Origin of the sequence: Kitasatospora sp. Root107 (genome assembly GCF_001424875.1) — a bacterium.
Lineage (GTDB): Bacteria > Actinomycetota > Actinomycetes > Streptomycetales > Streptomycetaceae > Kitasatospora.
This window is the reverse complement of sequence record NZ_LMCT01000045.1, coordinates 116,963-138,992: the sequence shown is the minus strand read 5'-3', so window position 1 is coordinate 138,992 and position 22,030 is coordinate 116,963. Positions and strand designations below refer to the sequence as shown.

21 protein-coding genes and 1 tRNA gene are annotated in these 22,030 nt (G+C 70.5%); 8 read left to right on the top strand and 14 right to left on the bottom strand.

What is annotated here, in order from left to right; all coding sequences use genetic code 11:
• Positions 1–75 precede the first annotated feature (75 nt).
• Positions 76–1,071 (top strand): Gfo/Idh/MocA family protein, encoded by a 996-nt coding sequence (locus ASC99_RS29270; protein ID WP_057237644.1) that lies wholly within the window; start codon positions 76–78, stop codon positions 1,069–1,071.
• Positions 1,072–1,078: 7 nt separating this feature from the next.
• Here ASC99_RS29270 and ASC99_RS29265 read toward each other — a convergent pair whose 3' ends face one another.
• The 7 genes from ASC99_RS29265 to ASC99_RS29235 all read right to left on the bottom strand — a co-directional run bounded on the left by ASC99_RS29265 (position 1,079) and on the right by ASC99_RS29235 (position 8,382).
• A complete protein-coding gene (locus ASC99_RS29265) occupies positions 1,079–2,368 on the bottom strand; it encodes a nucleotide sugar dehydrogenase (RefSeq protein ID WP_235502421.1) in 1,290 nt (429 codons plus the stop codon).
• A gap of 8 nt (positions 2,369–2,376) precedes the next feature.
• Entirely contained in the window at positions 2,377–3,474 is a 1,098-nt protein-coding gene (locus ASC99_RS29260) for a glycosyltransferase family 2 protein (protein WP_057237640.1), read from the bottom strand.
• A complete protein-coding gene (locus tag ASC99_RS29255) occupies positions 3,471–4,415 on the bottom strand; it encodes a Gfo/Idh/MocA family protein (RefSeq protein WP_082598726.1) in 945 nt (314 codons plus the stop codon). The genes ASC99_RS29260 and ASC99_RS29255 overlap by 4 nt, the downstream gene beginning before the upstream one ends.
• Before the next feature lie 58 nt (positions 4,416–4,473).
• Positions 4,474–5,607: a DegT/DnrJ/EryC1/StrS aminotransferase family protein gene (locus ASC99_RS29250; protein WP_057237636.1), complete on the bottom strand. Its 1,134-nt coding sequence runs from the start codon at positions 5,605–5,607 to the stop codon at positions 4,474–4,476.
• A gap of 117 nt (positions 5,608–5,724) precedes the next feature.
• Complete coding sequence (locus ASC99_RS29245; RefSeq protein WP_057237634.1) at positions 5,725–6,684, bottom strand: ATP-binding cassette domain-containing protein; 960 nt, start codon at positions 6,682–6,684, stop codon at positions 5,725–5,727.
• Between the two features lie 23 nt (positions 6,685–6,707).
• Positions 6,708–7,535, bottom strand: a complete 828-nt coding sequence (locus ASC99_RS29240; protein WP_369824162.1) for an ABC transporter permease — start codon at positions 7,533–7,535, stop codon at positions 6,708–6,710.
• The gene (locus ASC99_RS29235) at positions 7,528–8,382 is read right to left on the bottom strand and encodes an ABC-2 family transporter protein (RefSeq protein ID WP_057237632.1); all 855 of its coding nucleotides are present in this window, start codon (positions 8,380–8,382) and stop codon (positions 7,528–7,530) included. Before ASC99_RS29235 ends, ASC99_RS29240 begins: the two co-directional genes overlap by 8 nt.
• Before the next feature lie 264 nt (positions 8,383–8,646).
• Between ASC99_RS29235 and ASC99_RS39075 the strand changes: the two genes are divergently transcribed.
• Positions 8,647–10,914 carry a transglycosylase domain-containing protein gene (locus tag ASC99_RS39075; RefSeq protein WP_057237630.1) on the top strand — a complete coding sequence of 756 codons (2,268 nt, stop codon included), beginning with the start codon at positions 8,647–8,649 and terminating at the stop codon, positions 10,912–10,914.
• 54 nt (positions 10,915–10,968) lie between these two features.
• Positions 10,969–11,397: a nuclear transport factor 2 family protein gene (locus ASC99_RS29225; protein WP_057237827.1), complete on the top strand. Its 429-nt coding sequence runs from the start codon at positions 10,969–10,971 to the stop codon at positions 11,395–11,397.
• 3 nt (positions 11,398–11,400) lie between these two features.
• On the opposite strand, the gene ASC99_RS29220 is transcribed toward ASC99_RS29225, so the two are convergent.
• Positions 11,401–11,703, bottom strand: coding sequence for a co-chaperone GroES (locus ASC99_RS29220; protein WP_057237824.1), 303 nt, complete (start codon positions 11,701–11,703; stop codon positions 11,401–11,403).
• Positions 11,704–11,872: 169 nt separating this feature from the next.
• Complete coding sequence (locus ASC99_RS29215) at positions 11,873–12,211, bottom strand: DUF3618 domain-containing protein (protein ID WP_057237629.1); 339 nt, start codon at positions 12,209–12,211, stop codon at positions 11,873–11,875.
• A gap of 154 nt (positions 12,212–12,365) precedes the next feature.
• On the opposite strand from ASC99_RS29215, the gene bcp reads away from it, so the two are divergent.
• A complete protein-coding gene (gene bcp, locus ASC99_RS29210; protein WP_057237627.1) occupies positions 12,366–12,842 on the top strand; it encodes a thioredoxin-dependent thiol peroxidase in 477 nt (158 codons plus the stop codon).
• Positions 12,843–12,919: 77 nt separating this feature from the next.
• On the opposite strand, the gene ASC99_RS29205 is transcribed toward bcp, so the two are convergent.
• Positions 12,920–15,298 carry a glycosyl hydrolase family 18 protein gene (locus tag ASC99_RS29205; protein ID WP_057237822.1) on the bottom strand — a complete coding sequence of 793 codons (2,379 nt, stop codon included), beginning with the start codon at positions 15,296–15,298 and terminating at the stop codon, positions 12,920–12,922.
• A 394-nt stretch (positions 15,299–15,692) separates the two neighbouring features.
• Here ASC99_RS29205 and ASC99_RS29200 point away from each other — a divergent pair, with 394 nt between their 5' ends.
• Positions 15,693–16,346, top strand: a complete 654-nt coding sequence (locus tag ASC99_RS29200; RefSeq protein ID WP_057237625.1) for an HNH endonuclease signature motif containing protein — start codon at positions 15,693–15,695, stop codon at positions 16,344–16,346.
• Positions 16,347–16,394: 48 nt separating this feature from the next.
• Positions 16,395–16,477: transfer RNA gene (locus tag ASC99_RS29195), tRNA-Leu, on the top strand.
• A gap of 51 nt (positions 16,478–16,528) precedes the next feature.
• Here the strand turns inward: ASC99_RS29195 and rdgB are convergent.
• The 4 genes from rdgB to ASC99_RS29175 form a co-directional block, all read right to left on the bottom strand.
• The gene (gene rdgB, locus ASC99_RS29190) at positions 16,529–17,137 is read right to left on the bottom strand and encodes an RdgB/HAM1 family non-canonical purine NTP pyrophosphatase (protein WP_057237623.1); all 609 of its coding nucleotides are present in this window, start codon (positions 17,135–17,137) and stop codon (positions 16,529–16,531) included.
• 20 nt (positions 17,138–17,157) lie between these two features.
• Positions 17,158–17,544, bottom strand: coding sequence for a hypothetical protein (locus tag ASC99_RS29185; protein WP_057237621.1), 387 nt, complete (start codon positions 17,542–17,544; stop codon positions 17,158–17,160).
• A gap of 165 nt (positions 17,545–17,709) precedes the next feature.
• Positions 17,710–18,435 carry a ribonuclease PH gene (rph, locus tag ASC99_RS29180; protein ID WP_057237619.1) on the bottom strand — a complete coding sequence of 242 codons (726 nt, stop codon included), beginning with the start codon at positions 18,433–18,435 and terminating at the stop codon, positions 17,710–17,712.
• 105 nt (positions 18,436–18,540) lie between these two features.
• A complete protein-coding gene (locus ASC99_RS29175; protein WP_057237617.1) occupies positions 18,541–18,774 on the bottom strand; it encodes a glucose PTS transporter subunit EIIB in 234 nt (77 codons plus the stop codon).
• A 345-nt stretch (positions 18,775–19,119) separates the two neighbouring features.
• On the opposite strand from ASC99_RS29175, the gene ASC99_RS29170 reads away from it, so the two are divergent.
• Both ASC99_RS29170 and ASC99_RS29165 read left to right on the top strand, forming a co-directional pair.
• Positions 19,120–20,409: a PTS transporter subunit EIIC gene (locus ASC99_RS29170; RefSeq protein ID WP_057237615.1), complete on the top strand. Its 1,290-nt coding sequence runs from the start codon at positions 19,120–19,122 to the stop codon at positions 20,407–20,409.
• Between the two features lie 241 nt (positions 20,410–20,650).
• Positions 20,651–21,901 (top strand): PTS transporter subunit EIIC, encoded by a 1,251-nt coding sequence (locus tag ASC99_RS29165; RefSeq protein ID WP_057237613.1) that lies wholly within the window; start codon positions 20,651–20,653, stop codon positions 21,899–21,901.
• Positions 21,902–22,030 lie beyond the last annotated feature (129 nt).

Below are 22,030 nucleotides of genomic sequence, written 5' to 3'. Positions count from 1 at the left end.
CATCCGACGAAGCCACGTGCTTCTCCGGGACAGATCAGGGACAGTGCAGGAATCCGTTGAAAGGTGTCACGCACGATGACCAGCTCCGACCGACCGACCCGCTGGGGCATCCTCGCCACCGGCGGGATAGCCGCCGCCTTCACCGAGGACCTGCTCGCCGTTCCCGGCGCCGAGGTGGCCGCCGTGGCCTCCCGGACCGAGAGCTCGGCGCAGGCCTTCGCCGACCGCTTCGGCATCCCCCGGGCGTACGGCTCCTGGGCGGAGCTGGCCGCCGACCCCGGGATCGACGTGGTGTACGTGGCCACCCCGCACGCCGCCCACCTGGCCGCCACCACGCTGATGCTCGAGTCGGGGAAGGCGGTGCTGTGCGAGAAGCCGTTCACCCTGAACGCCCGTCAGGCCGAGCAGCTGGTCGCCACCGCCCGGGCGCAGCGGAGCTTCCTGATGGAAGCGATGTGGATGTACCTCAACCCGGCGGTCCGCCGGATCGTCGAGCTGGTCCGGGACGGCGCGATCGGCGAGGTGCGGGCCGTGCACGCCGACTTCGGCTTCCCAGCCGTCGCCGACCCCGCCCACCGGCTCTGGGATCTGGCGGCGGGCGGCGGCGCCCTGCTGGACCTGGGCGTCTACCCCGTCTCCTTCGCCCACCTGCTGCTGGGCGAGCCCGAGCAGGTCAAGGCGGTGGCCACCCTGACGCCCGAGGGCGTGGACGAGCACACCGCCATCGTGCTGGGCCACGCGGGCGGTGCGCTGTCGCTGCTCAGCTGCTCGCTGGTGGCCGGATACGGTCAGCGGGCCTCGGTGCACGGCAGCACCGGCCGGATCGAGCTGCCCGCCGACTTCTTCCAGGCCAACGGCTTCGTGCTGCACCGCGACGGGAAGCCGGCCGAGGAGTACGTGCTCGACCGGGGCCCTGGCCACGGGCTCGGGCTGGAGGCCGCCGAGGTGGTCCGCTGCCTGCGGGCGGGGCTGACCGAGTCGCCGCTGGTGCCGCTGGACGGCACGCTCGCGGTGATGCGGACCCTGGACGCCGTCCGGGCCCAGATCGGGGTGCGGTACCCCGACGAGTGAGCAGCCGTCAGGCGCCGAGCACGATCCGCTGCACACCCGCCCAGCGCGCCGGGTCGGTGACCCTGCGGCCGTCGAGCAGCGCCCGGACGCCCGGCAGGTCGGCCGCCCCCAGGGTGCGGTACTCGGGGTGGTCGGCCTGCACCACCGCCGCCTCGACCGGTTCGCCCCGGTGCGGCGGCAGGCCGAGCCCGGTCAACTCCTCGGCCCCGTACAGCGGATCGGCCACGTACGGCCGCGCCCCGGCCGCCCGGAGCGCGGCCACCAGCGGGAAGACGCCGGAGTACGCGGTCTCCTTGACCCCGCCCCGGTAGGCGGCGCCGAGCACCAGCACGCCTCGACCGGCCAGCCCGCCGAGCGCCGCCGCCAGCCGCCCGACCGCGTACTCGGGCATCGCCAGGTTGGCCGCCCGGCCGGCCTCGACCACCGTCGCGGTCGGGTCGCCGGACAGGTAGAGCCTCGGGTAGACCGGGATGCAGTGGCCGCCGACCGCGACGCCGGGCTGGTGCAGGTGGCTGTACGGCTGCGAGTTGCAGGCTTCGATCACCTCGGCGAGATCCACCCCGATCCGGTCGGCGTACCGGGCGAACTGGTTGGCCAAGCCGATGTTGACGTCCCGGTAGGTGGTCTCGGCCAGTTTGGCGAACTCGGCCGCCTCGGCCGAGCCGAGCGCCCAGACGCCGTTCGGGCGGGGCAGGTCGGGGCGGGGGTCGAAGTCCAGCACCTCGCGGTAGAACTCGACGCCCTGCCGGGTGGAGCGCTCGTCGATCCCGCCGACCAGCTTCGGGTAGCGGCGCAGATCGGCGAAGACCCGTCCGGAGGAGACCCGTTCGGGGCTGAACACCAACCCGAAGTCCGCGCCGGGCTGCAGGCCCGAGCCCTCGGCCAGCAGGGTGGCCAGGCGTCCGGCGGTGGTGCCGACCGGCAGGGTGGTCTCGTAGCTGACCAGCGTGCCGGGGCGCAGACCCGCCGCCACGGCAGCGGTGGCGGCGTCCAGCAGGGTGAAGTCGGGCCGGTCGTCGGGACCGGTCAGCAGCGGCACCGCGACCAGCACGGCCGCCGCCTCGGCGACCGCCGCCGAGGTGTCCGCCATTGCCGTCAACTGCCCTGCGGCAACGGCGAGTTTCAGCCGCTCGGGCAGGCCCGCCTCGCCGGGGAACGGCGCCTGGCCGTCGTTCACCTGCCAGACCACCGAGGGCGCGGTGTCTGCACCCAGCACCCGGTGTCCCTTCCCGGCGCACTGCACCGCGAGCGGCAGCCCGATCTTGCCGAGACCGACCACACAGATCGTCCGTCCCACCGTCAACATCAACTCCCGGTCATCCGGTTGGCGAACCTGCGCCAGCTCTGCCGTCGGCGCAGCTCGCGCCTGGTCCGTTCCGGGACGATGTCGCGCCAGAGCTGCCGGGGCAGCCCCAACCGTGGCGTGCCCCGGCCGAGTTCGTCCTCGATCAACCCCCGGACCGCCCGGTACCGGTCACTCCGGGCCAGCTCCAGCCGGAGCCGCTCGGGCTCGGCCAGCTCGGCCAGTACGTCGCAGTGCTCGCGGACCAGCCGGCCCACCTCCGCCACCACGTGACGCTGCTCGGCCTCGGGCTGCCCGAGCAGCTCGGCCTGGAGCAACTGCGGTACGTCCCAGCCGAAATGACGCCGGTGCAGGGCCCGGCGCACCTCACCGCCGGGCTCGGTGAGCCGGTCGATCACCGCAAGGTTCTCCGCCAAGCCGCGCAGCCGGTCCCAGGGGCTCGAGCGTACGGTCGTGTTCGCCCGGTCCGCTCGCAGGACCGCGTGGTAGCAGTCGTAGTCGGCCAGCACCGAGATCCGCCGGGCGTGCAGACAAGCCTGCAAGGTGAAGGACATGTCCGAGTAGACCGGCAGGTCCTCCCGGCGGCGCAGCCCGTGCCGGATCAGCGGCTCGCGGCGGAACAGCTTGGTGTCCGAAAGCGCCCAGGCCAGCGCGGAGTCGGTGAAGTCGACCGAGGGCTCGGTGCGGTCGAAGATGCCCTGCGGGACCTGCCGGCCGCCGACCCCGACCATCCGGCCGAGCACCACGTCCGACTGGTAGCGGTCGGCCATCGCGACCAGCCGCTCCAGCGCCTGTGGGCCGAGCCAGTCGTCCGCGCCGAGGAAGAACACGTAGCGCCCCCTGGCCAGTTCCATCGCCCGGTTGGTGGGCGCGGCCGGGCCGCCGGAGTTGGCCTGCCGCTCCACCCGGAACAGCCCCGGATGCTCCCGGGCGAACCGGGCCAGCTCGGCGCCGCTGTCGTCGGTGGAGCCGTCGTCGACCGCGACCACCTCCAACCGGTCCCGGCCGATGGACTGTTCGACCAGCGAGGTCAGACAGGCCGTCAGGTACGGCATGGTGTTGTAGACCGCGATCACCACGGTGACGTCGGGGGTGCTCATCGGGCCACCGCCCCCAGCAGGCTCTGCCGCCCGGCGGCGGCCAGCACCGACTCGGCCACCTCGACCGTGTGCAGGCCCTCGGTCAGCGCGACGGTCTCGGCCGGGCGCCCGGCCACCGCCTCGCGGAACTGTTCGTGCTCGCTCATCAGCGGCTCCCGTTTCGGGAAGGCGTACCGGATCACGTCGCCCTCGGTCACTCCCCGGAAGGTGCGGACGGTGTCCCACTCGGTGGCCACCGCGCCGTTCACCTGGAGGGTCAGGTCGGCGGTCAGCGTGTCGGCGACCAGGCAGCCGCGCTCGCCGGTCACCGCGACGTACCGCTCCTTCTGCGGGCTGAGCCAGTTCACCAGGTGGCTGACCATGGTGCCGTCGGCCAGCGTGCCGACGACGGCCACCATGTCCTCGTACGGGCGGCCGCTCTTGCGCACCGTCCTGGCCGCCACCGAGGCGTACGCCTGGCCGGTGATCCAGCCGGTCAGGTCGATGTCGTGGGTGGCCAGGTCCTTGACCACGCCGACATCGGCGATCCGGCGGGGGAACGGGCCCTGACGGCGGGTCGACACCTGGTACACCTCGCCGAGTTCGCCGCTCGCCAGCCTGGCCCTGAGCTGCTGGAGGGCCGGGTTGTAGCGCTCGACGTGGCCGACCCCGGCGACCTGGCCCCGGAAGGCGTCCACCAGCCGGCGGGCGGCCCGGGCGTCGTGCGCGAGTGGCTTCTCGATCAGCGCGGGCACCCCGGCGACGGCCAGCCGGAGGCCGATGCTCTCGTGCTGAGCGGTCGGGCAGGCCACCACCGCGTAGTCGACGCCCAGCGCGAGCAGGTCGTTGAGGTCGGCCAGCACCGGGACGCCACCCGGCGCCATGCCGCCCGCCGGGTCCACCACGCCGACCAGTTCGACCCCCGCCAGCTCGCCCAGCACCCGGGCGTGGTTGCGTCCCATCGCGCCGAGGCCGATCAGCCCCGCCCGCAGCGGCCTCCCCCGCCCGGTGCCTCTGCCGTCAGACCGCACGCCGCACCGCCCGGACCACCAGGGCCAGTTCGGCCTCCGACAGGGTGGGGTGCACCGGCAACGCGACCACCTCGGCGGCCGCCCGTTCGGTCTCGGGCAGCTCCCACCGCCCCGGGTAGGGCGGCAGCCGGTGGATCGGCACCGGGTAGTACACCTCGGACCCCACCCCGGCCTCGGCCAACTCCCGGCGGAACCGGTCCCGTTCGGCGCGCACCCGGACGGTGTACTGGTGGTAGACGTGCCGGGCCCCGGCCGCCACCGGCGGGAGGCCGAGACCGGTGGCGGCCAACTCCCAATCCAGCATGGCGGCGTTGGCCCGGCGGCGCTCGGTCGCCTCGGGCAGCCGGCCGAGCTGCACCCGGCCGACCGCCGCCGAGACGTCGGTCATCCGGAGGTTGGCCCCGACGATCTCGTTCCGGTAGGGCTGCTCCATCCCCTGGTTGCGCAGCAGCCGCAGCTTCCGCGCCAGCGCCGGGTCTGCGACGGTGACCATGCCGCCCTCCAGGGCGTGCATGTTCTTGGTCGGGTAGAAGCTGAAACACCCGGCGGCGCCGAACGATCCCACCGGCCGGCCGTCCAGGGTGGCACCGTGCGCCTGGCAGGCGTCCTCGACCACGGCCAGACCGTTCCTGACGGCCAGTCGGGTCAGCTCGGCCATCGACGCCGGGTGCCCGTAGAGGTGGACCGGGAGCAGGGCGGCGGTCCGCGGGCCGATCGCGGCCAGCACCGCCGCCGGGTCGAGGCAGAAGCTGTCGGGGTCGATGTCGGCGAAGACCGGCTCGGCGCCGACCAGCCGGACGGCGTTGGCGGTGGCAGCGAACGAGAAGGACGGCACCACCACCTCGTCGCCGGGCCCGATTCCGAGCGCCGTCAGCGCCAACTGCAGGGCGGAGGTGCCCGAGTTGACCGCCACGCAGTGCCTGCCGTCCACCAGCTCGGCGAACTCCCGCTCGAAGGCGGCCACTTCCGGGCCCTGGACGACCGACCCGCTGCGCAGCACCCGGACCGCGGCGGCGATCTCCGCCTCCCCGATCACCGGCCGCGCCACCGGCACCACCCCGGCACCCGCCACCCCGGCACCGGAGCGGGCCGTCGGCACCGACTCCCCGACCAGCTGAGCCATCCGCGCGCACTCCTCACAAGCCTGTCCGGTGATCCGGAGTGTCAACGGTCCACGACACCCCGGAGTCACCGGGTCCACCCGGGCGAGTGACGGCTGTCGAACCCCTGGCCGACCGGCTCAGCCGATCGCCACCTCCGCGTACATCCGGGCGATCACGTCCTCGATGGCCGGTTCCCGGACCGACAGGTCGACCAGTGGGTAGCGCTCGGCCACCGCCGCGACCAGCGGGGCGGCGCTCTGCTCGGCCGGGAAGGCCAGCCACTGCCGGGGGCCCTCGACCCGGACCACCCGGGCGCCCGGCACGGTGATCGCGGGGCGGGGCTCGGCCAGGTCGACCACCAGGGTGCGTTCGCTGCAGCCCGCCGTGTGCAGCCCGTCCAGGCTGCCGTCGTAGACCACCCGGCCGTGGTCGATCACCATCACCCGGCCGCAGAGCTGCTCGATGTCGGTCAGGTCGTGGGTGGTGAGCAGCACCGTGGTGCCCTCCGCCCGGTTCACCTCGCGCAGGAACTCCCGGACCCTGGCCTTGCTCACCACGTCCAGCCCGATGGTGGGTTCGTCCAGGTAGAGCACCTGCGGGTCGTGCAGCAGGGCGGCCGCCAGGTCCCCCCGCATCCGCTGGCCGAGCGAGAGCTGCCGGACCGGGGTGTCCAACAGGGCGCCCAGGTCCAGCAGTTCGACACAGCGCGCCAGGTTGGCCCGGTACCGGTCGGGCGGGATGCGGTAGATCCTGCGCGCCAGTTCGTAGCTGTCGCGCAGCGGCAGGTCCCACCACAGGGTGGTGCGCTGGCCGAACACCACGCCGATCCGCCGGGCCAGCCCGACCCGCTCCCTGGCCGGTTCGACCCCGGCCACCCGGAGCCGGCCCGCGGTGGGCACCAGGATGCCGGTGAGCATCTTGATCGTGGTGGACTTGCCCGCGCCGTTCGGGCCGATGTAGCCGACGCACTCGCCCGCGCCGACGGTGAAGCTCAGCCCGTCCACCGCGTGCACCACCCGCTTCTCCCGGCGCAGCCGTCCGGTCCGGGTCCGGATGGTGAAGTCCCGGCGGACGTCCTCGAGTTCGATCAGTGCCATGTCCAACTCCTTCTCTGGAAGCTCTAGTTGCCGGTGCCCCGGTACGCCCGCAGCCCGGCCCTCCAGGCCAGGCCGGCGGCCAGCACGCAGAGCAGGGCGGCCAGCGGGGAGGCGAACCGGAACGCCACCGGCAGGCCGAGCGGATCGGGTTTGCCGAGGATGTGCAGCGCGGGCAGCCAGTTGACGAAGGCGATCGGCAGCCCGAAGACCGTCCCGGCCACCAGCTCCTTGGCGAAGACGGTCGGCGGGTACTGGAGCATGGTGGCGCCGCCGTAGGTGAAGGAGTTCTGGAACTCACCCGCCTCGCCCCACCAGAACTGCACGGTGGCGAAGCCGATGAAGATCGCGCCGAAGATGACGCTGCCGGAGACCAGCAGCACGGCCAGCAGCAGCACCCGGTCGGCCGTCCAGTACACGTCGACCCGGGTCAGCGACCAGGCCAGGATCGCCGCCGCCTGTACGGGGCGGCCGACCCGGCGCAGCGAGAAGCGTTCGGCACAGACCTGGGCGAGCGCCGGGGCGGGCCGGATCAGCATGGTGTCCAGGGTGCCGGTGCGGATCCGCTCGCCGAGCGCGTCCACACTGCCGACCAGCATGTTGGCCATCCCGAGCGCGAAGCTCGACGTCCCGTACAGGAAGCCGAGTTCGCCCAGCGACCAGCCGCCGAGCTGCTCGGTGTGCTGGAACATCAGCAGCAGCACCACGAAGTCGAGCGCGGTCACCGTGGTGCTGGCGGCCAGCATCAGGACGAACGAGGCCCGGTAGGCCATCGTCGAGCGGGTCCACATCCCGGCCATCAGCCACCACGAGCGCAGCGCCCAGGCCGCCCGGACCGTCAAGGTGTCAGCCACCGTGCACCACCACCTTGCGGGTGGCCAGCAGTTGGACCAGTCGGCCGGCCGCGAGCAGCAGCACCGCCCAGGCCGCCTGGAAGCCCAGCGCACCGAGCAGGGCCGTGCCGGAGCGGCGCTCCAGGAAGACGTCGGTGGGGACCTGGATCAGCGCCGACCAGGGCAGCAGCCGCGCCAACTCGCCCAGCCCGCCCGGGAAGAGGGTGAGCGGCAGGAGCGCCCCGGAGAAGAACAGCGCGACCACCACCATCACCGAGCGCACCCCCTCGGAGTCGTGCAGCCAGAATCCGGTCAGCGAGACCAGGAACCGCAGCCCGAAGCTGACCAGCACGGCGAGCAGCACCGAGACCAGGAAGGCCGCCCAGGTGTACGGGTGGCCGGGCAGCCGGATGCCGAAGGCCAGCACCCCGACCAGCGTGGGCGCCACACCTCGCCCGATCAGGTGGAACGCGGCCCGGCCCAGATCGGCGGCCAGCCACCAGCCCATGAAGTCCACCGGCCGGTACAGGTCGACGGCGATGTCCCCGTTCCTGAACCGCTCCTGGACGTCGTCCTGGAAGCCGCCGCCCCAGACCGCGACGGTGATCAACAGCGCCTGGCTGACCCAGATGTAGGTCACCGCCTGGTTGCTGTCGTAGCCGCCGACCCCCGGCCTCGCCTGCCAGAGCGCGAGGAAGGTGTACGCCAGGATGCAGCCGAAGACGGTGTTGGTGAAGGCCCCGGCCAGGGTGGCGGCCCGGTAGGTGGAGTAGCGGCGGAACGAGCCGGCGGCGACCGCGAGGTAGAGCCGTACCGAGCCGGTCCCGGCCTTCCGTTCTGGTGGCCGGAGCCGCTGGGCGAGCTGCATTGTGTCTCCTTGTCGACTTTTGGGCAGGCAGGAGAGCACAGCCGAAGAGACCTGGGCAGCCCCCTGGGGGCAGCCCTCAACGGCCCCGACCGGCTGACCCCCGGGGGTGCCGGGGACTGCGGGCGGAGCTGCGTCTGTCCTGCTGCGCTATGTGGTTGTCACCTTTCAAAGTACCGCCGGTCCGGTTCCGGCGCAGCCGAATTACCGGTGGCCACGCCTCGTCAAACCCATCTGATGGCGGATCAGATCCCACATAATTCCCCCATGAGCCAGCAGCTGGACCTGCCGCCCGCACCCGACAGCCTCGAGTGGGAGGACCGCGCCGAGGGCTCCCGACGCGACCGCCGCTGGGCCCGGCGGACCGCCCGCAAGGCCCGGCGTCGGTCACTGCCCTGGTGGCGGCGGGTGGTGCCGACCTGGCGGATGGTGGTCGGCGGACTGCTCGGTCTTGTGCTGCTCGGACTGGCGGGCTTCGTCGCGCTCTACCTGATCGTCCCGGTGCCCGGCCCCAACACCCAGGCGGTGGCGCAGAGCAACGTCTACTACTACGCCGACGGCAGCACCGAACTGGCCCGCACCGGCTCGGTCAACCGGCAGGACGTGACGATCCGGCAGGTCCCGCTGGACACCCAGCACGCGGTGGTCTCCGCCGAGGACCGCACCTTCTACCGGAACAAGGGCATCGACCTGCGCGGCATGGTCCGGGCAGCCTGGAACACTGCCGCGGGCAAGGGCACCCAGGGCGGCTCCACCATCACCCAGCAGTACGTGAAGAACTACTACCTGACCCAGGACCAGACCGTGGCCCGCAAGGTCAGGGAGCTGTTCATCTCCCTCAAGGTGGACCAGCAGCAGAGCAAGGACGAGATCCTGGCCGGCTACCTCAACACCAGCTACTTCGGCCGCAACGCGTACGGCATCCAGACCGCCGCCAAGGCCTACTACGGCGTCGACGTCTCTCGGCTGACCACCGCTCAGGGTGCCTACCTGGCCGCCCTGTTGCAGGCGCCGAGCGCCTACGACGTGAAGAACAGCACCCCGGCCAACCAGGCCAAGGCGCTGGCCCGCTGGAACTACGTCCTGGACGGCATGGTCCAACTCGGCTTCCTGGACGCCGCCACCCGGGCCGCCACCACCTTCCCCGAGCCGATCGACCCGCAGCCCGTCACCGGCCTGAGCGGCCAGGCGGGCTACCTGGTGGACATCGCCGACGACTACCTGACCAGCAGCAACGTACTGGACGCCGCCACCCTGAAGGCCGGCGGCTGGAAGATCACCACCACCTTCGACAAGCCCAGGCAGGACGCCTTCGTAGCGGCCGTCCAGGAGGAGCTGACCGCCGAACTCGACCCCGCCGCCCGGCCGGAGACCGATACCGCGGTGCGGGTCTCCGGCGCCTCGGTCGAACCGGGCACCGGGCGGATCGTCGCGGTCTACGGCGGCCCGGACTACGCCAAGCAGCAGTACAACGACGCGCTCCGGCAGGACAACCAGGTCGGCTCCACCTTCAAGCCGATCGACCTGGCGGCCGGCCTGGACGGCGAGCACACCACCCGGGACGGCCGCCCGATCACCACCCAGACCGTGTACGACGGCAGCAGCCGCCGCCCGGTGGTCGGCGGGCCCACCGCCTACGCGCCGCCCAACGAGGACGACGTCGACTACGGCTCGGTGACCCTGCGGTTCGCCATGATGAAGTCGGTCAACTCGGTCTACGCCCAGGAGGGCGTGGACGCCGGTCTCGGCCACGTCCGGCAGACCGCGATCCGGCTCGGCCTCCCCGACACCGTGCCGGGCATGGACCCGGCCAACACCTCGATGACCCTGGGCACCGCCACCCCGAGCGCGATCGACCTGGCCTCGGCGTACGCCACCCTGGCCAACCACGGCCAGGCGTTCACCCCGTGGGCCGTGCTCAAGCTGGAACGCTCCGGCGGCTACTCCGACCTGCCCGAACTCCCCGCCCACCCGGCCCGCGCCGCCGTCGGCCGGGGCACCGCGGATGCCGTCACCGACGTGCTGGAGGACGTGATCAGCCCCGCCGGCACCGGCGCCCGGGCTCTCGGCCTGGGCCGCCCTGCGGCCGGCAAGACCGGCACCACCGACAGCAACCGCTCCGCCTGGTTCGCCGGGTACACCCCCGAACTGACCACCGTGGTGGGCCTGTTCCGCGAGGACCCGAAGACCCACGCCAAGCTCTCACTGGCCGGCACCGCCGGCTACAGCCGGATCAACGGCGGCGCCTTCCCGACCGAGATCTGGACCAGCTACATGACCACCGCCCTCCGCGGCACCCCGGTCCAGCAGTTCGACCTCAGCCCCAGCCGGGGCAACACCCAACCCAGCGCCCCCGCCTCACCCACCGTCAGCCCCACCCCAACTCCGACGCCGACGCCGACGCCCACCCCGAGCCCGACACCGAGCCCCACCCCGCTCCGGACCCCCTCCCCCACTCCCTCACCTACTCCCAGCAGCTCCCCCTCCTCCGACCGGAGCCCGAGCCCGGGCAGCTCCCCGCTGCCGAGCCCGTAGCACCGGTGGGACAATGGCGACAATCGTCACGCCATGGACCTGGAGGTGTGGATCATGGGACAGGCACGTGAGGTCATGGACCGGTACACCGAGGCGGTCACCAAATCCGACCTGACGACGGTCGCCGACTGCTTCGCCGAGGACGCCGTCGCCTACACCCCGGACCACGGGGAGATCCACGGCCGCGAGAACATCGTCGCGTACTTCCGGGAGATGACCGACGCCCTTCCGGCCGCGGAATTCGATCCCCTGTTCAAGTACGAGATCGACGACACCGCCATCGACGAGGGGTTCTTCAGCGGCAAGAACACCGGGCCGCTGACCCTGCCCACCGGCGAGACCCTGCCCGCCACCCAGCGCGAGGTCAGGCTCAGGGGGTGCGACCTCGCCACGGTCCGGGACGGGCGGATCGTCAGCTACCGGCTCTACTTCGACCAGATGGAGTTCCTCGAGCAGGTGGGGCTGCTCCCGGAAGAAGCCTGAGCCTCACAGGTAGAGGCCGGTCGAACCCTCCGCGTCACCGAACCGCATCGCCGCCACCGCGTGCAGGTCCCGCTCGCGCAGCAGCACGTACGTCGCGCCCCGGACCTCGACCTCCAGCTTGTCCTCCGGGTCGTACAGCACCCGATCGCCGGGCTCCACGGACCGGACGCTCTGGCCCACCGCAACAGCTTCCGCCCACGTGCATCTTTTACTTAGCTCAGCGGTGGCCGGGATCAGGATGCCGCCGGTCGAACGGCGCTCGCCCTCGCTGCCCTCGGTCTTCACCAGCACCCGGTCGTGCAGCATCTTGATCGGCAGCTTCGCGCCCAGCCGGTCGTGCCGGGTCACCTCGTGCTGTTCGTTCCGCTCTTCGTTCACGCCTCCGACCGTACCCGCCCGGCCCCGGCAGCGTGACGCTGCCCCGGCATACGGAAGGGCCGGACCCACCGGCCCGGCCCCTGCCCGTACAACCCGCTCAGCCGCGCCGGCGCCTGCGCACCGAGGCCACCAGCAGCAGCACCCCGACGCCGACCAGCGCGGCCGGGACGATCCGCTCCTTGCGCGGCTGCCCCTTCTCGTCGGTGAACTGCGCCTTCAGCTGCTCCACCGCACCGCTCGCGGTGACGTACGCCCGCCCGGCCTTCTCCTCGACCGAGCCGAGCAGCTTCGCCCTGGTCTGGGCCGCGATGGTGCTCGGGTGCACCCGGACCGCGAGCTCGTCCAGGGTCGTCGCGAGCTGGGTGCGGGTCCGCGTGATGTCCGCCTCGATCTGGGCGGTCGTCCGCGCCGCCTTGTCTGTCCCGGCCTTGCCCACTCGGGCCACCCCTTCACTGGTTGCGTCCGTCTGCGTCCGTTACGACAGGTGTCAGTCTGTCAGCTCGCCGCCCCGCCCGCGCAGCACCACCCACCAACGGGAGTAGGTTGGCCGCTGGTACGACCAACGAGTCCGCACGAGGAGAAGCCCCACCATGAGCGAGCGCCTTCAGCCCGGCGACACCGCCCCCGCCTTCACCCTGCCCGACGCCGACGGCAACCAGGTCTCCCTCGCCGACCACCTCGGCCGCAAGGTGATCGTGTACTTCTACCCCGCCGCGCTCACCGCCGGCTGCACCAAGCAGGCCTGCGACTTCACCGACAACCTGGAGGTCTTCGCGGGCGCCGGGTACGACGTGCTCGGCATCTCCCCCGACAAGCCGGCCAAGCTGGAGAAGTTCCGCGAGGCCGAAAACCTCAAGGTCACCCTGCTCGCCGACGAGGACCACGCGACGCTGGAGGCGTACGGCGCCTACGGCGAGAAGCAGAACTACGGCCGCACCTACGTCGGCGTGATCCGCTCCACCGTGATCGTCGACGAAGAGGGCAAGGTCGAGCGCGCCCTCTACAACGTCAAGGCCACCGGCCACGTCGCCAAGCTCCTCCGCGACCTCAAGGTCGAGACCGCCTGACGCACGGGCACAACGAAGCGGTGGCGGTGCACCCCCCGACCGGGTGCACCGCCACCGCCGTCTCTCACCTCGTCAGGTCAGCAGACCCCGAGGTCGTTCCAGACGCCCCACTGGCCGGTGGTCGAGGGGTCCTCACCGGTGGTCCACCACTTGTTCGTGTAGTGGTGGCCCTTCCAGGACACCTTGGTGCCGGTGGTGGCGTAGATGGCGCCCGCGCTCCAGCTCGGAGCGGTGCAGGTGCCGGTCGACGGGCTGGCACTCGCGCTCGGGCTGGCGCTGGTGCTGGGCGAGCTGCTCGGGCTCGACGACGGGCTGCTCGACGGGGAGCTGCTCGGCGAGGAGGACGGGCTGCTGGACGGGCTGCTGCTCGGGGAGGAGGACGGCGAGGAGGTCGCGCCGCTGGTGCCCCGGGTCAGGTCGCCGGTCAGGCCGTACAGGGTGCCGCCGACGTTGACCGTCCAGTTGGCGGGGGTCGAGACCGGCAGGTAGTAGGTGAAGTCCATGGTCAGGGACGCGCCCGGGGCCAGCGACTGCCAGCTCGGCAGCTTGACCGAGGCCCGGTTGTAGATGCCCTTCAGGCCGCCGACGTTGTTGCCGGTGTGGTCCTGACGGATCGTCGTGAGACCGAAGCCCGAGGAGTCCTTGGCGTTGCCCGGGGCCGAGCTCGAGTAGTCGAACTGGAACTCGGTACCGCCCGGCAGGGTCACCGTGGAGTTGTTGGTGATCTGCAGCTTCGGGCTGATCGGGTAGTTCGAGTCACCCAGCGCGAAGCTGTTGAACTGCACGTCGATCGGCAGGGTCTGGGTCGGCAGCGCGATGGTGGAGCGCTTCGCGCCGTACGCCGAGGCGGCCTTGAACTTGTCGTACATCAGCGAGGTCAGGGTCGAACCGGGGACGTACTGGTTCTTGGCGGCGTCCCACTTGTAGTCGCCGGCCAGCTCCCAGATCATCGCGCCGCCAATGCCGTTGTTCACGACGTAGTCGGCCTTGGCGCCGACCGACTGCTCGTCCTCGGTGGAGAGGAAGACCTTCTTGGTGGCGTTCCACAGCCACGGCGCGACCAGGGTCGAGTCGTAGTTGCGGGTGTAGGTGCCCTGGAGCGCGGTGTCGGTCACGCCGTACTTGGAGAGGTAGTCCGGGACGATGCCCTTCTCCAGGTTCTTCGCGTGCCACATCGGGTTGGAGCCCGCCGGGGACTCGACCCCGTTGGTGTCCTTGTCGTTCCAGATGTTGTCGATGCCGACCGCACCGTCACCACAGGTGGTCAGACCGGCGCCGGCCGGGCAGGTGTTGGTCGAGGCGGTGCCCCAGAGACCGTTGGTGCCACCGGTGACGTTCTTGAACCCGCGGGTGTAGTACGGCAGACCGACGTTGATCCGGCCGGCCGTCATCGCGCCACGGAAGTAGTGGTAGGCCCAGTCGGTGTTCAGATAGCCGATGCCGCCGTACTGCGTGGTGCCGTACACGTTGGCGGCCGCCAGCTCGGCGTCCTTGCCGTCGTCGAACAGCGAGGCGTTCGGGCCGACGTACTTGTTCCAGGCGCCGTGCAGGTCGTACGACATGATGTTGACGTAGTCCAGGTACTTCGCCATCTGGTACGTCTCCATGCCACGGAGCAGGTACCCGGAGGACGGAGCGGCGACGGTCACCATGTAGTGCTTGCCGTCGGCCGCGCCGGCCCGGTCCATCTTCTCGCGCAGGGTCTTCAGCAGGACGTCGAACGCCTTGACCAGCGAGCCGCGCTTGGCGTTCGCGGTGGTCCAGTCGAGCGGGTTGCCCGCGTCCTTCATCGAGGTGGCGTACTCGTAGTCGATGTCGACGCCGTTGAAGCCGTACTTCTTGATGAAGTCGACGGCCGAGTCCGCGAAGGTGTTGATGCCGGCCTGGTTGACCGAACCGTCCGCGTTGACCGTGGTGGAGTAGAAGCCGCCGGAGTTGACACGGTTGCCGTCGGCACCGAAGTAGCCGCCGGTCTCGGCCCAACCACCCACCGAGATCAGGGTCTTGACGTTCGGGTACTGCTTCTTGTACTTGGTCAGCAGGTTGAAGTGACCCTTGTACGGAAGCGTCGGGTCCATCTCCGCGCCGGCCACGCCCGGGAAGGTGATCCCGGTGGCCTCGTTGGTCGCGGTGTCGTCGCCGACCGAGAGCTTGTTGTTGCCGTCGATGTGCCCGAACGCGTAGTTCAGGTGGGTGACCTTGTCCCAGGGGATGTTGTTCACCAGGTAGGCGGGGGTGCCGTCCTTGCCGGTACGCCAGCCGGTGAAGTACCCGATGATGCGGCGCTGGTGGTCGGCGCCCATCTTCTCGCGGCCCTCGGCGTCGTACACGCTGCAGTAGGGCACGTCCACGCCTGGCGTGGTGTACATGCCGTCGGGGCGACAGGACTGATTGTCGACAGCCGCGGCAGCCTGCGAAGGCGCCGTGCCGAGCGTGGCGACCAGCAGACCGGCCATCACGGCGGCGGCAGCGGTGGCGAACGCCACCCGCTTGCCGGACGTCTGACGGCCCGCAGCGGTGGGACGCTGCTCCGTCGTGGATCGGATCAACACTCGGTCCTCCAGGGGAGAGTGCCGGCGCGCGCTGTGGGGGCGCGCAGTGGGGGAGGTAGGACACCCGCAGCCGACGACCGGTCAGAACCCCGGCTGCCGCGCTGCAGATTGGCGCGAAGCTATGTGGTCTGAACCACATAGGTCAATAGGTCTGTACCAATCGGTAGCCATCCGAGACCGCCCGCGACCCGTGACCCTCGTCACATGTTCATCTCCCGGGCCACCCGTGCCCTTTCACCCCAACGCTCGTTCGTATCCATGGGGGACGGGCGCACAACTGAGCCCGGAAGGCGTGAACATGACGGTCCGATACACCCGCGAAATTCTGACGGACACTGCGGCCAGGGTCGCGTCGATCGACCAGCTCCTGCTGGCACTCGGGCGTGAACCCGAGCCGGGCACCCGCAAGTACCTCCGCCGTCGGCTAACCACCTACGGGATCGACGTCTCGCATTTCAGCCCGAGGGGCACCGTCTACACCAGAGAGCTGCTGGAGGAGGCCGTGGCCGCCTGCCACAGCGTGGCCGGGGTCGTACGCCACCTTCACCAGCGACAGGCGGGCGGGACGCAGGCCCACATCGGGCGGCGCATCAAGGCGTTCGGGATCGACACGTCGCACTTCACCGGGCAGGCGCACAACCGGGGACAGCGGTCTGCGCGGCGGCTGCGCCCCGACCAGGTGCTCGTACAGCGGCCCGCCGACGCCAAACGCCTGCCTGGCTCCCGGATCCGCAAGGCCCTGCTCGAACTCGGCCACCCGGACGCCTGCCAGGACTGCGGGACCGGGCCCGTCTGGCAGGGTAGACCGCTCACCCTTGAGGTCGACCACATCAACGGGGACTGGTCGGACAACCGGCCTGACAACATCCGGCTGCTCTGCCCGAACTGCCATGCCACTACCGACACCTACTGCGGCCGGAACAAGAACCGTCGACGGGTCGGCCGACACTGAAGGCACTGCTGCTCCGCGCCCACCTGTAGCATGATGGCTGCTGTACAGGCGGCCTTGGCGTAATGGCAGCCGCGCGGGTTTTAGGTGCCCGTGAGGGAAACCTCGTGAGGGTTCGAGTCCCTCAGGCCGCACAGACGAAGGCCCCCGCCGAGGCGGGGGCCTTCGCCGTGGCCGACCAGCCGTCAGCCGAGCAGCTCGCGGACCACCGGGGCGAGGCCGCGGAAGGCCTGGCCGCGGTGGCTGATGGCGTTCTTCTCCGCAGGGGTCAGTTCGGCGCAGGTGCGGGTCTCGCCGAGCGGCTGGAGGATCGGGTCGTAGCCGAAGCCGCCGTCGCCCGAGGGGGCGGTGCGCAGGGTGCCGAGCAGCCGGCCCTCGACCACCCGCTCGGTGCCGTCCGGCAGGGCGAGTGCGGCGGCGCAGGCGAAGTGCGCGCCCCGGTGGGGGGCGTCGATGTCGCCGAGCTGGGCCAGCAGCAGCTCGAGGTTGGCGCGGTCGTCGCCGTGCTTGCCGGCCCAGCGGGCGGAGAAGATGCCGGGCGCACCGTTCAGCACGTCCACGCAGAGACCGGAGTCGTCGGCGACGGCGGGCAGGCCGGTGGCGCGCGCCAGCGCGTGTGCCTTCAGCAGGGCGTTCTCGGCGAAGGTCACGCCGGTCTCGGGCACGTCCGGGATCTCCGGGTAGGCGTCGGCACCGACCAGCTCCACGTCGAGTCCGGCCGCGCCGAGGATGGCGCGCAGCTCCGCGACCTTGTGCTGGTTCCGGGTGGCGAGGACGAGGCGTCGGGTAGTCATGCGCCTCAGCCTATGCGTCGTCAGCCGGTGCAGGCCTTGGACAGGTTGGAGGCGGCGTCGCCGAGCGGCTTGAGGTCGGGGACCTGCTTGGCGTTGATCGCCTGCTGGGTCTTCTCGACCTGGGTCTGCAGGTCGGTGATCGCCTTGCTGACGTCGGTGTCGCTGGAGTTGCGGCCCAGCTCGTCGAGGTCGTTCTTGAGCGTCTGCAGCGCCTGCCCGGCGGCCTGCGGGTCGTTGCCCGCGTTGCCCCAGGCCTGGCTCACCGCGGCGAAGTCGCTGCTGATCTTCACCGCCGTGTTGCCGCAGTCGAGTGCCTTCTGGGCCGCCGAGCAGCCCACGCCGAGCGGCAGCAGGAGCGCGAGCGCGGCCACCGACAGGGTGGCGGAACGGTTGATGCTGAGGGGCATCGAAAGGTCCTCCGTTGTGAAGACGCTGGGGCAGGTCCGACGGTCAGGAGGACGACGGCGTGGCCGCCGCCGGTTCCCGTACCGGGCTGACGGCCCGAACCGTACGGGCTCCGGGCCCCGCCTGTACAGCGGCCGGCCCCGGAGCCCGTACGGTCTGACGACCGGTCAGCCCTCGAGCACCTTGCGCTGGATCTCGTCCAGCTCGGCGCATCCCAGCGTGCCCAGGTCGAGCAGCTGGTCGAGCAGCGCGCGGTCGAACGGCGCGCCCTCGGCGGTGCCCTGCACCTCGACGAAGCGGCCGTCGGCGGTGCAGACGATGTTCATGTCGGTCTCGGCCCGGACGTCCTCCTCGTAGCGGAGGTCGAGCATCGGGACGCCGTCGATGATGCCGACGCTGACCGCGCTGACGCCGCCGGTGATCGGCTGGCCCTTTGCTCGGAGCAGCTTCTTGTCGCGAGCCCAGGAGACCGCGTCCACCAGCGCCACGTACGCGCCGGTGATGGCCGCGGTGCGCGTGCCGCCGTCGGCCTGGAGCACGTCGCAGTCGAGCACGATGGTGTTCTCGGCGAGCGCCCGGTGGTCGATCACCGCGCGCAGCGAACGGCCGATCAGGCGGCTGATCTCGTGGGTGCGGCCGCCGATCTTGCCGCGGACCGACTCGCGGTCGCCGCGGGTGTTGGTGGCGCGCGGGAGCATGGAGTACTCGGCGGTGACCCAGCCCTCGCCAGTGCCCTTGCGCCAGCGGGGGACGCCCTCGGTGACGCTGGCGGTGCAGAGCACCTTGGTGTCGCCGTAGGAGACCAGGACGGAGCCTTCGGCGTGCTTGCTCCAGCCTCGTTCGATGGTGATCGGGCGGAGCTGATCGGGGGTGCGGCCGTCGATGCGTGACATAGGCACCGAGCCTAGCCGCTCCCGCCGAAGCCTCGGAAAACACTGCGGCCCGTCCACCCCTCGCAGGGTGACGGGCCGTCGCGGGTGAGACCGGAAGGTCTCAACTCACATCATGTCCTCGATGTCCGCGGCGATCGGGTCGGCGTCGGTGCCGATCACGACCTGGATCGCGGTGCCCATCTTGACGACGCCGTGGGCGCCGGCGGCCTTCAGTGCGGCTTCGTTGACCAGGGAGGCGTCCTTGACCTCGGTACGCAGGCGGGTGATGCAGCCCTCGACCTCTTCGATGTTCTCGATGCCGCCGAGACCGGCGACGATCTTCTCAGCCTTGCTGGCCATGTCTTTCTCCCTCTGTCTCGGCTCCCGGCAGCTCTGCCCGGTGCCGTACCGCTCGGTGCTGGTGGCTGTCGTCGGAAGGTGACGCGGACTCAGTTGCCGCGCCCACGACGGCGCGCGACCAGCATCGCCCGAGTTCGACCGACTTGCCACGTTAGTCCACTTTTGGCCCAGCAGGACGCGCGCGCTGCCGATCTTCATCACAGGATGACGATCAGCAGGACCTTGGACCCGGCGCGCCCACTCTGCTCGTAAGTGGTCTACACCAATATTAGGTGCACTTCGGACAACGCGGAAACGCCCGTCGGTGTTCCGGGCCCGGACACATCCGGCACTCGGAGGACGATGATGAGTTCGGCAGGCGCCACAGCCCCACAGGCGCAGTGGTGGCACGGCTTCTACGGCGGCCTCCAGAAGATGGGCCGCAGTCTCCAGCTCCCGGTGGCGGTACTGCCGGCCGCCGGCATCCTGAACCGGCTCGGCCAGCCCGACGTCTTCGGCTCGGACGGTCTCGGCTGGGACAACGTGGCGAAGGTCTTCGCCGCCGCCGGTGGCGCTCTGCTCGACTCCAGTCTCGGTCTGCCCCTGCTGTTCTGCATCGGGGTCGCGATCGGCATGGCCAAGAAGGCCGACGGCTCGACCGCACTCGCGGCGGTCGTCGGCTTCCTCGTCTACTACAGCGTGCTCCATGCCTTCCCGGAGGACTGCACGGGCACCACCGTTCTGGTCGGGAACAAGTGCGTGGACTTCAGTTCGCGGAATGCGGCGAGCGCCGTCTACCAGAACCCCGGCGTACTCGGCGGCATCCTGATCGGCTTGGCGTCGGCCTGGCTCTGGGTCCGCTACCACCGCAAGCAGCTGGTCGACTGGCTCGGATTCTTCAACGGCCGCCGCCTGGTCCCGATGATCACGGCCCTGTTCGGCCTGGCGTTCGCCTGCCTCTCCGTCTGGATCTGGCCGCCGATCGGCGACGCGATGACCGACTTCAGCCAGTGGCTGGCCGACCTGGACGCCTGGGGTGCCGGCCTGTTCGGTCTCGCCAACCGCGTCCTGCTGCTGATCGGCATGCACCAGCTGCTGAACACCTTCGTCTGGTTCCAGTTCGGCGACTACACCAAGCCGGACGGCTCGGAGGTCCACGGCGACATCCCGCGCTTCCTGGCGGGCGACCCGACGGCCGGTCAGTTCACCACCGGCTTCTTCCCGATCATGATGTTCGCGCTTCCCGCCGCTGCGCTGGCCATCGCGCACTGCGCCAAGCCGCACCGCCGCAAGGAGATCACCGGCCTGATGCTCTCGGTCGGCCTGACCTCCTTCGTCACCGGCGTCACCGAGCCGATCGAGTACTCCTTCGCCTACATCGCCCCCGCGCTGTACGCCGTGCACGCCCTGCTCACCGGTGCCTCGATGGCGGTCTCCTGGGCACTCGGCGTGAAGGACGGCTTCAGCTTCTCGGCCGGTCTGATCGACTACTGCATCAACTGGACCCTGGCCACCAAGCCCTGGCTGATCATCCCGATCGGACTCTGTTTCGCGGTGGTCTACTACACGCTCTTCCGCTTCATCATCACCAAGTTCAACCTCAAGACTCCCGGCCGCGAGGACGACGACGAGGTCGAGGACGTCACCAAGGCCTGACGCTCCGCCAATTCCCAGGAAAGGCCCTCGGACCACCGGCCCGGGGGCCTTTCGGCATGCCCGGAACGGGACCAACGACCCTATCGGAATTACGCCGGTCAATCGCCGGGTATTCGGTTTCGGACTTTTTTCAGTTCCTTGTCAGCGGCGTGTTAGAAAAGCTCTGCACCTCGAACTGGTGTAGACCAATCGGCGCCCTGCCGATCGGTGCGCAGAGTCGCCCACCGCCGAAGGACAGCCCATGAGTTCGACCACCGCCCCCGCCAGGAAGCCAGGCGCCGGGCTCCTCCAAGGACTGCAGAAGGTCGGCCGCAGCCTCCAGCTCCCGGTCGCCGTGCTCCCGGCCGCCGGCCTGCTGGTCAGCCTCGGCAACCTGATCGCCTCGTACCTGCACGGTGACTTCTGGGACAAGGTCTCGGCGGTCCTGCTGGCCGGCGGCACGTCGATTCTGGACGGGGCCTTCGGTCTGCCGCTGCTGTTCTGCATCGGTATCGCGATCGGCTTCGCCAAGAAGGCCGACGGCTCCACCGCGCTGGCCGCGGTGGTGGGTTACCTGACCTTCTCCAAGGTGCTCCAGGCATTCCCGGTCACCGAGGGCCACATCGAGGGCGATAAGTGGGTCGCCGCGACCTACCAGAACCCCGGCGTACTCGGCGGCATCATCATCGGTCTGCTGACCGCCGTGCTGTGGCAGACGTACCACCGCACCAAGCTGGTCGACTGGCTCGGCTTCTTCAACGGCCGCCGCCTGGTCCCGATCATCATGGCCTTCGTCGGCACCGCCCTCGGCGTGCTGGTGGCGCTCTGCTGGGGCCCGATCGGCGACGGGATCAACGCGTTCAGCGACTGGCTGATCGGGCTCGGCTCGTTCGGCTCGGCGATATTCGGTGTGGTCAACCGCGGCCTGCTGCCGGTCGGCATGCACCAGTTCGTGAACACCTTCTTCTGGTTCCAGGCCGGCGACTTCACCGACCCGGCCGGCCAGGTGCTGCACGGCGACATCACCCGCTTCCTGGGCGGCGACCCGACGGCCGGCCAGTTCACCTCCGGCTTCTTCCCGATCATGATGTTCGGCCTCCCGGCCGCCGCCCTGGCCATCGCGCACACCGCCAAGCCGCACCGCCGCAAGGAGATCACCGGCCTGATGATGTCGCTGGCGGCGACCAGCTTCATCACCGGCGTGACCGAGCCGATCGAGTTCTCCTTCATGTTCCTGGCGCCGCTGCTCTACGTGGCGCACGCGATCCTGACCGGCATCTCGATGTTCGTCACCTGGGCGCTCGGGGTGCACGCGGGCTTCAGCTTCTCGGCCGGACTGATCGACTACGTCACGCTCTGGCACCTGGACACCAAGCCCTGGCTGGTGATCCCGATCGGGCTCTGCTTCGCGGTGGTCTACTACGTGCTCTTCCGCTTCGTGATCACCAAGTTCAACCTCAAGACCCCCGGCCGCGAGGACGACGAGGAGATCGAGGACGTCACCAAGGACTGACCCCTCGTCAATCCGAAACCCGCTCCCGACGGCCCCGCCGCCGGGAGCGGGTCGTTTTGTTGCGCAACTCGCCAAAATGGCGATTACAGCGGGTAGTCATGATCATTAATCCAAAAGAAGGTTTCGATT